Source organism: Cytobacillus eiseniae, assembly GCF_017874625.1.
GTDB classification, from domain to species: Bacteria; Bacillota; Bacilli; order Bacillales; family Cytobacillaceae; genus Cytobacillus; species Cytobacillus eiseniae.
This window is the reverse complement of the sequence record NZ_JAGIKZ010000025.1, coordinates 1-15,326: the sequence shown is the minus strand read 5'-3', so window position 1 is coordinate 15,326 and position 15,326 is coordinate 1. Positions and strand designations below refer to the sequence as shown.

The 15,326-nt window shown below is 37.9% G+C and carries 13 protein-coding genes; 5 read left to right on the top strand and 8 right to left on the bottom strand.

Features of this window, described 5'->3' with window-relative positions:
* Positions 1-73 precede the first annotated feature (73 nt).
* Positions 74-448, bottom strand: coding sequence for a hypothetical protein (locus J2Z40_RS15930; protein WP_066391725.1), 375 nt, complete (start codon positions 446-448; stop codon positions 74-76).
* Between the two features lie 348 nt (positions 449-796).
* Positions 797-2,095, bottom strand: a complete 1,299-nt coding sequence (locus J2Z40_RS15925) for an MFS transporter (protein WP_066391723.1) — start codon at positions 2,093-2,095, stop codon at positions 797-799.
* 122 nt (positions 2,096-2,217) lie between these two features.
* Between J2Z40_RS15925 and J2Z40_RS15920 the strand changes: the two genes are divergently transcribed.
* The 3 genes from J2Z40_RS15920 to J2Z40_RS15910 all read left to right on the top strand — a co-directional run bounded on the left by J2Z40_RS15920 (position 2,218) and on the right by J2Z40_RS15910 (position 5,081).
* Entirely contained in the window at positions 2,218-3,465 is a 1,248-nt protein-coding gene (locus tag J2Z40_RS15920; RefSeq protein WP_066391722.1) for a helix-turn-helix domain-containing protein, read from the top strand.
* A gap of 114 nt (positions 3,466-3,579) precedes the next feature.
* Complete coding sequence (locus J2Z40_RS15915; protein WP_066391721.1) at positions 3,580-3,957, top strand: GntR family transcriptional regulator; 378 nt, start codon at positions 3,580-3,582, stop codon at positions 3,955-3,957.
* Between the two features lie 32 nt (positions 3,958-3,989).
* Entirely contained in the window at positions 3,990-5,081 is a 1,092-nt protein-coding gene (locus J2Z40_RS15910) for a DUF1648 domain-containing protein (RefSeq protein ID WP_066391720.1), read from the top strand.
* A 40-nt stretch (positions 5,082-5,121) separates the two neighbouring features.
* On the opposite strand, the gene rlmD is transcribed toward J2Z40_RS15910, so the two are convergent.
* From rlmD to J2Z40_RS15885, 5 genes are all read right to left on the bottom strand, one after another.
* A complete protein-coding gene (rlmD, locus tag J2Z40_RS15905; protein WP_066391719.1) occupies positions 5,122-6,501 on the bottom strand; it encodes a 23S rRNA (uracil(1939)-C(5))-methyltransferase RlmD in 1,380 nt (459 codons plus the stop codon).
* 19 nt (positions 6,502-6,520) lie between these two features.
* Entirely contained in the window at positions 6,521-7,402 is an 882-nt protein-coding gene (locus J2Z40_RS15900) for a DNA-3-methyladenine glycosylase family protein (RefSeq protein WP_066391718.1), read from the bottom strand.
* A 376-nt stretch (positions 7,403-7,778) separates the two neighbouring features.
* A complete protein-coding gene (pdaA, locus tag J2Z40_RS15895) occupies positions 7,779-8,576 on the bottom strand; it encodes a delta-lactam-biosynthetic de-N-acetylase (RefSeq protein ID WP_066391710.1) in 798 nt (265 codons plus the stop codon).
* A gap of 146 nt (positions 8,577-8,722) precedes the next feature.
* Positions 8,723-10,270: a fumarate hydratase gene (locus J2Z40_RS15890; protein WP_066391709.1), complete on the bottom strand. Its 1,548-nt coding sequence runs from the start codon at positions 10,268-10,270 to the stop codon at positions 8,723-8,725.
* Positions 10,271-10,941: 671 nt separating this feature from the next.
* On the bottom strand, positions 10,942-11,127 hold the full coding sequence (locus J2Z40_RS15885; protein WP_066391707.1) for an SE1561 family protein: 186 nt from the start codon (positions 11,125-11,127) through the stop codon (positions 10,942-10,944).
* Between the two features lie 229 nt (positions 11,128-11,356).
* On the opposite strand from J2Z40_RS15885, the gene yfkAB reads away from it, so the two are divergent.
* A complete protein-coding gene (yfkAB, locus tag J2Z40_RS15880) occupies positions 11,357-12,487 on the top strand; it encodes a radical SAM/CxCxxxxC motif protein YfkAB (RefSeq protein ID WP_066391704.1) in 1,131 nt (376 codons plus the stop codon).
* A gap of 43 nt (positions 12,488-12,530) precedes the next feature.
* Here the strand turns inward: yfkAB and J2Z40_RS15875 are convergent, their stop codons facing one another.
* Positions 12,531-13,361 (bottom strand): YfkD family protein, encoded by an 831-nt coding sequence (locus J2Z40_RS15875; RefSeq protein ID WP_066391702.1) that lies wholly within the window; start codon positions 13,359-13,361, stop codon positions 12,531-12,533.
* Between the two features lie 493 nt (positions 13,362-13,854).
* Here J2Z40_RS15875 and J2Z40_RS15870 point away from each other — a divergent pair, with 493 nt between their 5' ends.
* A complete protein-coding gene (locus J2Z40_RS15870) occupies positions 13,855-15,045 on the top strand; it encodes an MFS transporter (protein ID WP_066391699.1) in 1,191 nt (396 codons plus the stop codon).
* The last annotated feature ends 281 nt before the right edge of the window (positions 15,046-15,326 follow it).

The window sequence follows — 15,326 nt, the reverse complement described above, 5'->3', positions numbered from 1 at the left end:
GAGGTTTTCCCCCTCTGAATGCTCATTGCAACTAAATCGGTTTTCAATATCGAGCTTTTACAGGCAGCCAACCCTACTGCTCATTTATTAAATTGTAAGCCTCTTTAAGCGTTTTAACAAATGTGACAGCAAACTTTGTTTCCATTACAACTTGTTCGATTTGTTGTTGAGCTAACTGACAGTTTGCCTGAACAGCAATTGTTTTCCTAAATTTAGCAGATGAATATAGATTTAAGACATGAACCATATCAACGATAATTTCCTCATCAACTGCCTCTTGTCCATTTACATCCATTATTAATGTATAAACTGATGGATTAATTGTATTTACATGTGTTTGAAAGTCACTTATGTATAGTTTAGAATGATCCACTTCAAACTTTCCATTCACATTAACGTATAATATGCATTTCTCTTTATCTAGCTTAATATCATACAATTTTTCCAAAACGACTGTTCCCCCAAGATCTTCTTTTTTTCTTTTCCGTATTATTATATATAATATTACCAAAATCAACAAACATCATCATAATAATTGGAAGTTTATTAGGTTTATTGACCTATAAATGAATAGTTATAAAAGGGAGAACAGTCTTTATTTTTGGAATTAATCTTCCTTTTTCTTGTTTCTTTATTCATGATTGTTGTGATCATATGCCCTTATCACGATTGAAAGCAAGTGCCTCTCATCTATCATCAAGGCCTTCTTACCACCATACACAAACTTCCAGCAAAATAGCCTTAACATAGAAATTACATTTTTTAATCCAAACCTCATGCAAAAAAAAGCCATAAATTACATGGCTTCAAGCTTCCTTTTTAAAACATTCTTTTCATCTAGCTGCGGATGTACCTTCGCCAAAACGGATGGTCTAGCAAGGATAAGAACGATACTAATAAGTAGAATAGATGAAACGACTAATATCCATTGTGGTGGCAATACATCATATAAATATCCGTAAAGCACCATTCCTAATGGCATTAATGCCATTGCCATTGTTTCAAATATCGCAAAAACACGCCCTTTATAATCATCATCAATCTGCTTCTGCAGCATCACTTGTAATGGGGTATTCACGATAATAATAATCACACCAAAGCCGAACATAATTACAGCATAGTAAGCAAAGACAACACCATAAGAAAGGGAGATTATTAGCGGGAGTGAGATTCCACTTAAAATTGCGCCCATCCCAAGAATACCTCTTTTCGATACAAGAAGGGGAAACATCACTTCTTTTCTTACAGAAAAATAAATGGACATCATTAACATTCCCACTGCAAACGCCCCTTGCGTTAGACCGAAATGCTGAGGATCTATTTTTAATTTTTCAACGAGAATAAAAGAATAACCAACCTCAAATGCACCAAGCAAGAAATTCACTAGCAAAGCAATCCAGATAACGGTCATTAGAAGTGGCTGCAGCTTCATATAAGCAATTCCTGCCTTCATGCTTTGCCGCATCGATTCTTTTGATTGTTCTGCCGTTTTTTCCTTCCTTTTAGCAAACAGTTTGAAATTCATTGTTGATTCTAGAATAAGAGCGAAAAATGATGCAATCATATAAATCACGAGAAATACAGGCATCGTAACAGCACCATAAAGCAATCCGCCAATTGCTGGGCTTCCAATTGATGCGAATGAAATGGACATTTGGTTCAATGACATCGCTTTTTGAATACGCGCTTCATCTACAAGTCCTGTAATAGAAGAAGAGAAAGTAACCCCAGAAAATGTTGATGTAATCGACAATACACATGTCGTTGTATAAATAGCAGCAAGGGATAGACCGTAATTGATGCTAACAAATAAAAGGCCACCTATTGCAAAAGTTGTCGCTATTTGGGCAGCAATGATAATCATCTTTCTTGAATAATTATCAGCGACATATCCGACAAAGGGCGCAATAATGGTACGTGGCAAAATACTGCAGATAAGATTTGCCGCAAAGCTTGTTGCAGAACCAGTCAATTGCAAAATATATAAGCTGATGGCAAAAGCATATACTTGTGCACCAAATGAGGAAATTAGCTTACTAATTGTGAAGGTCCAAAGGTGATACGTTGCCCTTTTAAGCATGAAGGCATTTTCCATGTCATACATCCTCCAAAGAAAGTTTAATTTAATTAAACAAATCATAACATTCCGCCACTTTCTTTTCAAGAGAAAGTTTAATATAATTAAACTTAATTATGAAGCTAGGAGCAGTGATTCAAATGTTAGGTGAACGGATACGAAGTTTAAGAAAACAGAAAAGAATGACCCTTGAAGCACTAGCTGGCGACGCACTTACAAAAGGCATGCTTAGCTTAATTGAGAATAATAAAGCAAAACCTTCAATGGAAAGCTTGACATACATTGCTGAACGGCTAGGAGTAGAAGTATCTAGCCTTTTGGAGGATATTAGCATACAAGAATTAAGGACTGTTCTTGAACAGGCCGAAAAATTATTCAATCTCCTTTCTCCAAAAAAATCTGAAACAAATAAACAAATTATTGCCCTAATTGACCCGTATATTGAAAACTTATCGAATGGTTATGAAGCTGCTCGGTTATTAGATATATACAGTCATTGCCTTTTTAAAGAAAAGAAGGTCGGATGGATGCCTTATTTAGATAGAGCTGCGGATATCTATGATCAAATGAATCTTACTTCTAATCGAGCATCCCTTGGCATCTTTCGTTCAACAGTTATATTTATTGCTCACGACTACCAAGAAGCATTACGTACCTTTTTACATGAACGTTCATTAATTGAAGCCAATCATGCATATATCGATCCAATCACGAGATTATCGCTTGATTACCATGAAACAATCTTGTATTTCGCAGTAGGTGATGCGAAGTCTGCCTTACATGTTATGAATCATGCCATTTCCTTTTCAAATAAAAATCGGATTTACTATCAGATTGATGATTTATACCGGATGGCTGCTGGGCACGCCATGATGTCTAAGAACAAAGAAGAAATGGCCTATTATGCAACAAAGTTAAAACAATACGGAGAATTTGCTGATGATCCCAATTCTCTCCTTTTTTACAAATTACTAATGATTGAATCCCTCATCTTTGAAGAAAAGCAATATGATGAGGTAATTAAATTAATTGATGAGTTACATACGGAAAATCATTTGAACGAAGTATATAAACCCTATTTCATGCTTGAAAAAGGACGAGCATTATATGGCATGGGTTTATACGCTGAAGCACTCCAATACTTGAATGATATCCACTTTCCAGATTACATGCACCATCCCTTTGACTTATCGATTTTCTATATTGCTGATTCCTACATCGCCCTTTGTCATCTAGAGCTTAAAAATGAACATGAAGCATTGAAAGCAGCAAAAAAAGCGATCGACCGATTCGAACCATTGCCAGAAACATCGTATAAGGATTTCAGTATGGAGACGTATCAGCTCATTAAATCCTCATTAAAACAAATCAAACCAGCAGATGAATAACAACTCTGCTGGTTTGATTTGTTTTCTCGCTGCTTTATTCGAAAAGTATTATTTGTTATAGACATCATAGAACAGTTTTGTTATAATAAATATAGAACAGATTGGAGGGAAGTAATGATTATTCTAATTGAAGCAGAATCAGAGATTCCTATTTATTCACAATTAACGAACCAAGTAATTGAAGGCATTGCAAGGGGCGATCTATGTCCTGGGGATTCACTTCCTTCTGTCAGAGCCTTTGCTGCAGATATTGGTGTGAATATGCATACCGTAAATAAAAGCTATCATGAATTAGAAAAGAGAGGGATTATCAAAATTATTCCAAAGTCTGGGGCAGTCATTTCTACTCATACAGAGATTCCTGAATCCACCTCTCAACGGCTATCTAATGAATTGAAGCCGCTCATTGCAGAATCACTTGTGATCGGTATGACAGAAGAAAAAATCCACGAACTTGTTACATCCATATTGAAGGAGTTCAAACAAAATTAACAATCATTCAGCAAATGAAGGAGGAGTTGTCCATGGCTTTAACAATATTTTTCATCATTATTCTTTTTCTCGCCTTAGTTCAAACAGCCATTCCCTATTTAGTGAAACGCACGATTGTATTTGGTGTGACCATCCCTGAAAAACATATTCATGACAAGAGACTTACTTCCTATAAAAAACGATACGCAGTCATTACTTTTCTAATTTCTATCATTCTTTTAGGTATTTTTACGACTTATGCACTTACTGTTCAACCAACTGAAGACCAAATGGCATTAATCGGTACATTTATTCTTTTTGCCATTATTCTGATCAGTATGTCGCTCTATTTTTATTTCCATGGCAAAACCATTCAATTAAAAAAAGCAAATAAATGGGTAGAAAACTTAAAACAAGTGCAAATGACTGATTTATCAATCCGTTCTCAAGATGAAATGCTCCCTTGGTATGTCTATCTACTCCCAATTATTGTTACACTTGGCTTGATTGTTTACACGATCCCTCAATATGACATCCTGCCAGATCAAATACCCACACATTGGGGACCAAATGGAGAAGCAGATGCGTTTACAGCGAAATCACCTATTTCTGCCATACAGCTTCCACTCGTACTTTTCGTTATGCAGCTTATGTTCTTAGGAATCCATTTTGCCCAAAAGAATTCTGGAATCAAATTAAGCGCAACAAGCAAAGCAGCTTCCCAAAAGAGACAGCTAACATTAAGAAAATATACGAGCTGGTTTTTATTTTTAACCAGTCTCTTAGTTACGATGCTATTTAGTTTCTTGCAATTAACAACAATCCATCCTGACATATTTAAGGATACAACAATGATTGCGATGCCATTTGTCTTTATCCTTGTTATCTTAATTGGCACAATTATTTTCGCAGTGAAGGTTGGACGTGCGGACAAACAGAGTAACGTCCAATTTAAAGGGGAAATTACGGATAAAGATGAGGATATGTATTGGAAGGGCGGATTATTTTATTTTAATAAAAATGATCCATCTATTTTCGTAGAAAAACGCTTTAGTGTTGGTTGGACACTTAACTTAGCTAACCCAATTGGCTACCTCGTTTTATTTGGCCCAATCATTCTGATCTTATTGATTACATTTTTGTAGGGATAAGGGGAACAGAAATATTGTTCCCCCTGTCTCTTTTTTATTTTCTCACAAGGCTTGTAACGACTTCCACATTGGAACAGTGTGGAAACATGTCTACTGGCTGTATTTCTTCAACATTATACTTTGAACTAAGAACCGCAAGATCCTTCGCAAAAGTAGATGGATTGCAGGAAACATAGACGACCTTTTTCGGCTTTACTTTTAAAATCGTATTTAATAGATACTGGTCCATTCCTGTTCTTGGTGGATCAACAATGATACAATCTGGTTTCCAGCCTTCCTTCACCCATTTCGGCAGCCATTCTTCCGCTTTGCCTGTTACGTAAGTGGCATGTGTTATTCCATGACGAGCTGCATTTTTCTTTGCGTCCTCAATTGATTCTGAAATAATATCCATTCCGCGAATTTCTGCCGCTCGGTCAGCCACCCATAAACCAATTGTTCCTACTCCACAATAAGCATCCACTACTTTTTCTGTCCCTGTTAAAGCCGCTGCTTTTTTCACTTCATTATAGAGCTTAACCGTTTGTTCGGGATTCAATTGAAAAAATGTGCGCGCTGAAAGTTCGAATTGCAGATCCCCTAACGTCTCTTGAATGAAGTCTTTTCCTTCAAGATTAACCGTCTCCTCGCCAAAAATCAGCGAAGTTTTCTGTCCATTAATATTTTGAATAATCGACTTTACTTCTGGCAATCGCTTTTTGATTTCTTGAATGATCTGATCCTTTTTCGGGAGTTCTTTCTTTGTTGTGATTAGGACGATTTGCAGCTCACCTGTTTGTACCCCTACTCTGGCGACAATTGTGCGCACAAGCCCTTTTCTCGACTTTTCATTATAGATCGAAATCTTAAATTCCTGAAGAATTTGTTTCACTGTTTTCGTTGCCTTATTCGTTTGTGGATGTTGAACCGCACATTGCTCGATATTAATAAGATGATGGGAATTCATGCCGTATAATCCAGCTAATACTTTTCCATCTTTCACGCCTACCTGGAATTGACTTTTATTCCGATAGTTCCATGGATCCTCCATGCCAATTGTTTCTTTTATCGTAATTTGTTCCAGATTAAGCTTTGTATGTCTTTCCAAAGACTGAATCACAATATCACGTTTTTCAATTAGCTGTCGATCATAGCGAAGATGCTGCAGTTGACAGCCTCCACACTCTTCATAAATTGGACATGGCGGCTTCACACGGTATTCCGACTTTTTGCGGATCTTCTTCACTTTTGCTTCAGCAAATTTCGGGTGAACCTTTGTTGCTTCTACAACGACCTCTTCACCTGGAAGGGCACCTGGTACGAAAACAACCTGCTTTTTGAAATAGCCAACCCCTTCTCCATTGATGCCAAGCCTTTTGATCGTCAGTGGAAAGGTTTGATTTAGTTTTATTTTTACTGTTTGTTCCTGTGTCATGCGCTGTAATCACTCCAAATTATTCAATGCTTCTCCATAAATAAAGGGAAGCATAGCTTAAGTAAGGCGCCCAGTCCTTTGACAATTGCTCCATTTCTTCAAAGGTTGGCTTTGCCTCTAATTCATATCGTTTTTTTATTGCATTTTGAATGCCAATATCCGCATAAGGGAAGAGATTCTGTCTGCCAAAACCAAACATCAGGAAGTTTTGCACAGTCCATGGACCGACTCCGCGCAATTTAATTAATTGATCATAAACTTCTTGATTTGAACCGTCTTTTAGCTGTTCAAAATTTAAATGACCTGAAGCCGCTTCCTTGGCAATTCCGATCACATACTCTGCTTTTCTGCCACTAAATTGAAGCTCGCGTAATTGTTCAACCTTTAACTCCGCTACTCTTTCAGGCAGTGGGTAGAACCAAATGCCGTCTTTTTCAAAACCAAATGTATGAACAAATCGCTCTGTTAGCGTATGTGCAAATGATAAATTCAATTGCTGATGGATAATACATTTTAACAAGCAGCTATATGGATCAAACTCTAATACTAAAGGAGTCCCATAATGCTGTTCGAAAAGAGTGCGTAAGTCTGTCTGCTGAAAATGGCGATGAATGCTCTCAAGCGGGATATTCCATTGAAAGATCGCCGTCACTCTTTCAATGGCTCTTTCACGAAAAGAATCTTCTATGCCAGAAATAATAAACTTCGGTTGATCGATTGTTCCGACTGCTTTCACATGTGCGACCATTGGCTTTTGATCAAACACTAGTGGTACTTTTACCGAGCGCTCCGCAATATCAACATGATTAAGTCGGTCCAGGGATAGCCTGTCCAATACTAGATCAAAATTATAAGGGCCATTAATAGAGATGGTTTCCAACAATGATCCGTCCTTTAACATTTTCTCGTATTATATCATTTTTACGGATACATTTCTTAATCTAAATGCTTTAAATTAAATTAGACCCGATCTGTTGAATAGAATCGGGCCATTCTTTTTTGATTTAATGCTGCTTTCAGTTTTCTCTTTGCATTATTTGCGTGCTACATCCTGATTTTTGGTATTTGCTTTTCGACTTTTTTGGATTACCTGTCACTTTTGGCTGTTTACATGCCACTTTCTCCACTTTACAAGCTACTTTTCTTTTTACATGCTTCTTCGATTAGGTTACACGCCACTTTTGGCTATTTACGCGCTACTTCGCTCGATATCAGCCTTTATTAGTAAGCTACTTAAAATAGTCGCCATTTCTTCCTAAGCAAGCTTTCATTAAAACTCAATACAGCATACTTTCCTTAATGGAATGGCCCATCATTAAATCGTCTAAGCTTTTAAAAGAATAGCCTCTTGCCTGTAAATCTATAATGACTTTTTCAAGTGCATCGGCGTTATCTTTTGAAACGGTATGGAGCAAAAGGATGGCGCCTGGATGGATTTGACGCATAATGTTGTCATAGGAATATTGCCAGCCCTTTTGTTCATCTGTTACCCAATCTTTAAATGCAAGCGACCAAAAAATATGTGTATAGCCTTGCTCTTTCGCTAAATGGATCGTTCTTTCACTGAAAATTCCTCGGGGAGGGCGTAAGTAGGACATCTGCTTTATTCCTGTTAGTTTCTCGGTTCCTTCTCGAACTTTTTCTAACTCTTCAGCAAATCGTTCACGACTAATTCTTGTCATATCTGGATGATGCCATGAGTGGTTGCCGATAATATGCCCTTCTGCTGCCATTCGCTTTACTAAATCAGGAGCTGTATTGATGTAATGGCCTGTAATAAAAAAGGCGGCAGGAACATGTTTATTTTTTAATATATCTAATATTTTTGCTGTATAGCCATTTTCGTAGCCATTGTCGAATGTTAAATAAATTTCCTTCTTAGAGGCATCCCCTTTATAAATTGCGCCCATTCTTTCTAGCATGGCATCCAAAGGTTTGCCAGCTTCCGCTTGTTCTTCATTTGCTCCTTTATTAAAGCCCCAATGAATTGGCGAGTTAGCAAATTCAGCGTATACCGTTGTTGAACATAATAAGAGCAACCCCGTTAGGATGATCAGATATTTTCTCTTTATCATCTTCACTCCTCCTCTTTTTTTCCTTATTGTTTGTGAACGGCAAAAAAACATTCACTGTAATTCATGGAAAAACGAAGAAAAGGAGACAGTGATGTTTATAAAAAAACACTTCGTTAGTTACGAACCTAACGAAGTGTTTTTCTTACTTAAAATACACGTTCTTTAAATTGAGCTAGTTTTTCCAATGAAGATTTATCCACATCTGCATGTAAGCTATTTCCATGAGAATCCATTGTGACAACTGCTGTAAATCCTTCTACCTTCAAATGCCACATCGCTTCTGGAATGCCGAATTCCATTAAATCGACGCCTTCAACTGCTTTAATACAATCTGCATAATATTGAGCGGCTCCACCGATTGCATTTAAGTAGACACCGCCATGATCCTTAAGGGCTGCTAACGTTTTCGGACCCATTCCACCTTTGCCAATGACTGCACGGATGCCGAATTTCTTCATGATATCCCCTTGATATGGCTCTTCGCGAATGCTCGTTGTTGGTCCTGCTGCTTTCACATGCCAATTACCTTCGTTATCTTTCAGCATGACAGGGCCACAGTGATAAATAACTTGGCCATTTAAATCAACTGGTGCATCATGCTCCATTAGGTGATGGTGGATCGCATCACGGCCAGTGTACATTCTCCCATTAATTTGAACGACATCTCCAACTTTTAAGCCGCGGATTTGCTCTTCTGTAATCGGTGCTTGCAATGAAATCACTTCTGTTCGTGTATCTGAAGCAGCTGCTGTTTCTTTCTCAGCTTCTGTTGCACCAAAGTCGATATTTTCCCCTTCTTGATACATCCATTCATTAATTTCACCTGTTTCTGGATGAACAGCCACACCAAGGCGACGGAATGCCCAGCAATTATACGCAACTGAAACGAAGAAGCTGGCAGGAATCCGGTTCATTACACCAACTTTACATCCGAGAAGGGTCGTTTCACCGCCGAAGCCCATAGTGCCGATTCCAAGTTCATTTGCATTGTCCATAACATATTCTTCCAACTTACGAAGATCCTCATTTGGATTCACATCTTCCACTGTGCGGAAAAGTTGTTCTTTCGCTAAATCATAGCCTGCAGATCGGTCTCCCCCAATGCCAACTCCAATAAAGCCTGCACTACAGCCTTGTCCCTGTGCTTGGTAGACCGAATGCATAATACATTTACGAATGCCATCAAGATCACGACCTGCACGACCTAAGCCTTCAAGCTCACAAGGAAGACTATATTGAATATTTTTATTTTCACAGCCGCCCCCTTTTAAAATAAGTCGAGCATCAATATACTCTTTTTCCCATTGCTCGAATTTAATAACAGGTGTTCCTCCACCAAGATTGTCTCCGCTATTTTCCCCTGATAAGGAGTCCACTGAATTTGGACGCAGCTTTCCATCCTTTGTCGCTTCGGCAATCGCTTGTTTGATCGCTTCCTTCATTAAAAGCTGGTTCGCTCCAACAGGCGTTTTAATTTTAAATGTAGGCAAACCTGTATCCTGACAAATTGGAGAAACATTTTCATCCGCCATTTTAATATTATTCGTAATCGTTGCTAAGCTCATCGCTGATCTTGTGCCAGCACTTTCACGTTCCTTTGCTGCCTTAATTGCACGTCGAACATCCTTAGGAAGTCTCGTGGAAGTTTCAACAATCAACTGATACATACTTTCCTGAAATTTTTCGATATTCATTTTTTTGGAATCCCCTTCCCTTTGTTCCGCTTATATATATCTATTATGAAAATTATAATAATTATCATCTATTATTATACCGCTATCAGGATCGGTTGGAAAGAGCAAGCTGTTGGTTAGAAGCAGTAACTGCTTCTACCGGCATTTCAAACTGATGATGGACAAAACTTGGTGAAATGCCTGCTAAAATGGCCTTCATCTAACGGATGATGGACATTACTCCATGATTTGCTGCTAAAAATGGCCTTCATCTAACGGATGATGGACATTACTCCATGAATTCCTGCTAAAAATGGCCTTCATCTAACGAATGATGGACATTACTCCATGATTTGCTGCTAAAAATGTCCCTCATCTAACGAATGATGGACATTACTCCATGATTTGCCTGCTAAAATGGCCTTCATCAATGGAATGATGGACATTACTCCATGATTTGCCTGCTAAAATGTCCTTCATCAATGGGATGATGGACATTACTCCATGAATTGCTACAAAAAATGTCCCTCATTTAACGGATGATGGACATTACACCATGATTTGCCTGCTAAAATGGCCTTCATCTAACGGATGATGGACAAACCTCAGTGAAATGCTGCTAAAAATATGCCTTTATCAAAGGGAAGCCAGTCAGCCTATATCTTTATATTAAAAAAGAGCCTCATCGGCTCTTATTCATCACGGTTATTAAATTCACGGCATTTAGACTCAAGCTCATCAATCATTTCAATTAAGCGATCAATGTCTTCAAGTTCAGTTTCTTCTGGTTCAATTGCGTCTAATACATCAAGGAACATATTTAAACGTTGTTTCAAAAAAGAAACTTGGCCATTTTTATCTGTTATCGGACTGCCCAAAAAAGTTCTCTCCTTTCGTCTCGTTTCCATCCTACCGAAAAACACAGGAATTCGCAAGGTCCATTGCCATGAATCGAACCGGGGAAGTTTCCATAGATTAGTCCTGTAGCGATTGAAATATTGGATGTCAATCTGTAACTATTAGCAGTTGATTAAACTCATCCGAATCTATTGACAATCTCCCGCGTAATATTTAACATATCTAAAGTTAATAGAAAGGAAGTAAAGAATGAATATGTCTGCAATTAGTCCAAAATACGATCCATGGGAAGCTTATATGGATATGGATGAGTTTGGAAAATTAACTTTATCAAATATTGAATTTACGACAACTACTTTATGCAATATGAGATGTGAGCATTGTGCCGTTGGATATACATTACAGCATCAAGATCCTGATGCACTCCCTGTTGACTTTTTACTGAAACGTCTGGATGAGATCCCTCATTTGCGCTCATTAAGTATTACGGGCGGGGAACCAATGCTCTCCAAGAAATCTGTTGAGTCCTATGTTGTGCCTTTGCTTCGTTATGCACATGATCGCGGCGTTCGTACACAAATCAATTCCAATTTGACGATTGAGCTAAGTCGCTATGAGGCAATCATTCCTTATTTAGATGTTCTTCACATTTCCCATAATTGGGGTACGGAGGAAGAATTTATTGAAGGTGGCTTTGCCAGAATGGAGCGGAAGCCCACTTTTGAGCAAAGAGGCAAGCTTTTTGCACGAATGATTGATAATAGCCGCCAGCTGACGAGTGCAGGGGTGATGGTATCAGCAGAAACAATGCTAAATAAACGCACACTGCCCTATCTTGAAAAAATTCACAACCAAATTGTCGGTGAAATGAATTGTGGCCGTCATGAAATTCATCCGATGTATCCCTCTGATTTCGCATCTACTCTAGAGACACTTTCGTTAGATGAAATCCGTTCTGCTATCCATCATTTATTGGATATACGGAATGAAGATACGTGGATGCTGTTTGGTACCCTGCCATTTTATGCTTGCAGCTCAAACGAGGACGATTTGGAATTGTTGAAGCGTTTATATCAAGCGAAGAATGTAACTCTCCGTAATGATCCAGACGGACGTTCTCGTTTAAATGTGAATATTTTTACGGGCGAAGTAATTGTGACTGATTTTGGTGATGCCCCAGCACTTGGTAATATTAAAGAACATGCACTAGAAGATGTATTTTCTAAGTGGATGAACACAAAGCTTGCTCAATCTTTAAATTGTCATTGTCCGCAAGTCAAATGCCTTGGACCAAATGTGTTAGTAAAAAATAGTTATTATCAGGATCTTGATTTTACATCAAGAAAATCATTATTAGACATGACAACAACCAGCCGATAAAGGATTGCTGGTTGTTGTTTGTATCTTTTTTTTGCACGACTGCTTATCTTGGGCGTTCTGATGCAAAGAACCCAAAGGAAACATGGTCTTGGATCGGAATCCATGCACCTACGCCTTGTGAGGTGACATTTTTAACGATAATCATTTTCTTGCTCCCTTTTAACATTAAATACACTTCTCCATACGTGACCTTTCCTTTTTCATTTACTGCAGGTGCATAGCCATATAAATAACCTAATCGTTTTTGAGGGATATTGTACTTATGATCCTTTTTCGTCCCTGCCCCGATAATTGTTTCAAAATTAAGCGGCAAGCCTGACTTTTCCATTGCCTTTAGGAGCATCATTTTTTTGACATCTTCCGTATTTGGTACTTTTGCAGTCAGCCCGCCACGAACAATTTTTTGCGCTTCTTGCACATAATGAATTTGATATGGCGCATTCCCGCCACGGTTATCAAAATAATTCGTATTGATCTTTTGATATTCCCAGTTTGGCGATGTTTCAGCTGATTCATAATTCAGTGGCCATTGTCCAAGGTATATAATTGCACGGTACCCAATTGCAAATGGTGTGCTATTTACGGTTGTTTCATTCAGCATTCGAATCAAATCAGGATTTTCAATTTTCACTTTCGATGAATCAATCAGCTTTTGTGTCAGCTCACTTGGCTGTAGTGTGGGCATATCCTGCACTGGATTCGGATACGTATTTTCCTTCGTTATTTGCAGCACTGAGTTCGGAACTGTAATCGACTTTTGTTCGGGTGCAGGAGCAGGCTCTGCTTTTTTTTGTTCCTTACTTGCACCTGCCGGATGCTGAAAAGAAAACAGAATGATTAGACCGATGAAGAAAATAGACAGGTATTTTTTCACGAATTAATAAACCCCTTTCCAATCACTATCTTTTTAGGTTTGCTACTAGTTTTTTCGGAGTTCGACAATATTATCCATCCAATGAAATTAATTTATTTTTGAAATGAAAGATTTGTAACATTATTGTAAAAATCAGAATATTTACATTTATTAATAATCAGTGTATAATAAATTTACTCATAAGAAAAAGGAGGGCCGTTAAGTCAATTCGCTTAATAAAATAAGGAGGATGACAAATTTATTGCAAAGAAATCATCGTTCCATTATAGGTTTTATGGTCAAATAACAACATGAAAGTTGGTGATCAATGCCTGCAAGCGAGTAGATTTACATCCTTTTCTCATTTTCAAAAAATGACTCTGAGATTTTTTCAGAGTCATTTTTTATTTTCCTCCTTTTTCCCCTATATTTTTATCTTGCCAATCCTCCGTTCTCTCGGTACCATCATGGGGAGCACATTAAATTTTCAAAATTGAAATCGAGGTATGATTGAATGTATAAAGAAAATATCAGGTTTTGGATTTTAGTAAGCATTGTTGCGATATCTGGCTTTAGTCAAGGGATGCTCCTTCCGTTGATTGCGATTATTTTTGAAAATGAAGGCATTTCATCGAGTTTGAATGGGTTAAATGCAACTGGATTGTATATTGGTATCCTCCTCATATCGCCATTCATGGAATATCCTTTACGCAAATATGGCTATAAACCTGTTATCATTCTCGGTGGTTTACTAGTCGTCGTATCACTTGTCCTCTTCCCTCTTTGGAAGTCCTTTTGGTTTTGGTTTGTATTAAGACTTTTCATCGGAATTGGTGACCATGCCCTTCATTTTGGGACGCAAACATGGATTACTTCTTTTTCACCCGAACATAAAAGGGGAAGAAACATCTCCCTATATGGATTATTTTTTGGTGCGGGCTTTGCAGTCGGACCATTGATGGCTCCACTTGTCGAAATAAATGAAGCGTTGCCCTTTATCATTTCATCTATTCTTTGCCTCATTGCTTGGCTGTTTCTATTTACATTAAAAAATGATTATCCTGAACAAACAGTTGAGGTGAATTCATTAAAAGAAACATTGAAGCGTTTTAAGAAAGCAACTAAATATGCGTGGGTCGCCTTTCTCCCCCCTTTAGGCTATGGCTTTCTTGAAGCATCATTGAACGGGAGCTTTCCAATCTATGGGCTCCGAATTGGTCTAGATGTATCTGATGTATCGATCTTGCTCACTTCCTTTGCAGTTGGAGCGATTATTTTTCAGCTGCCACTTGGCATTCTCAGTGATAAGTATGGAAGAAGAAATGTCTTAATGTTTATTTTATTTGCAGGGTTTATTAGCTTTACAGCTGCTGGTTTCCTCGAAGAATTTATGATTGGATTAACGATTTGTCTATTTGTTGCTGGAATGGTTGTTGGCTCTACTTTCTCACTTGGAATCAGTTATATGACTGATTTAATGCCTAGGAATTTGCTTCCTACCGGCAATCTGCTATGTGGCGTTGCCTTTAGTATTGGCAGTTTAATCGGCCCATATTTAGGTGGACTATTTATCCAATATTTCAAATCGATCAGCTTCTTTAGCATTATCAGTCTCATGCTCTTATTCATTTTCGTCATTGTCGTCTTTTTTGGTCACAAACAGGGTTCTGCCAATAACAAGCAAGAACCGCATTTTTATAGTTAGCAGCCAAAGCATATTAGCAATTGCGCAATCCTGCAGCAGCCCGTTCTGTTATTATTTACTGTTCATTTCCATGAATGTATAACTAGTAATAGGCGGAAATTTTCCGCCTATTATATATAGATCATGCTGAAGAAGCAGAAATAAGCGGAGAAATTCCGCTTATTTGCTCTAAATTAGACAAAAATCAGTCAAGTCCACAATATTGTGTAAAAATGATTTACAATGTTTTATCTTATTGATCTTACTTTGGGTTATGGCTGAATTTTGTAAGGAAAAAGGGG

Bases quoted from the DNA above. Each gene is read 5' to 3' on its own strand.
- J2Z40_RS15925 (WP_066391723.1), bottom strand. From the start codon at position 2,095: ATGGAAAATGCCTTCATGCTTAAAAGGGCAACGTATCACCTTTGGACC.
- J2Z40_RS15920 (WP_066391722.1), top strand. From the start codon at position 2,218: ATGTTAGGTGAACGGATACGAAGTTTAAGAAAACAGAAAAGAATGACC.
- J2Z40_RS15915 (WP_066391721.1), top strand. From the start codon at position 3,580: ATGATTATTCTAATTGAAGCAGAATCAGAGATTCCTATTTATTCACAA.
- J2Z40_RS15910 (WP_066391720.1), top strand. From the start codon at position 3,990: ATGGCTTTAACAATATTTTTCATCATTATTCTTTTTCTCGCCTTAGTT.
- rlmD (WP_066391719.1), bottom strand. From the start codon at position 6,501: ATGACACAGGAACAAACAGTAAAAATAAAACTAAATCAAACCTTTCCA.
- J2Z40_RS15900 (WP_066391718.1), bottom strand. From the start codon at position 7,402: ATGTTAAAGGACGGATCATTGTTGGAAACCATCTCTATTAATGGCCCT.
- pdaA (WP_066391710.1), bottom strand. From the start codon at position 8,576: ATGATAAAGAGAAAATATCTGATCATCCTAACGGGGTTGCTCTTATTA.
- J2Z40_RS15890 (WP_066391709.1), bottom strand. From the start codon at position 10,270: ATGAATATCGAAAAATTTCAGGAAAGTATGTATCAGTTGATTGTTGAA.
- yfkAB (WP_066391704.1), top strand. From the start codon at position 11,357: ATGAATATGTCTGCAATTAGTCCAAAATACGATCCATGGGAAGCTTAT.
- J2Z40_RS15870 (WP_066391699.1), top strand. From the start codon at position 13,855: ATGTATAAAGAAAATATCAGGTTTTGGATTTTAGTAAGCATTGTTGCG.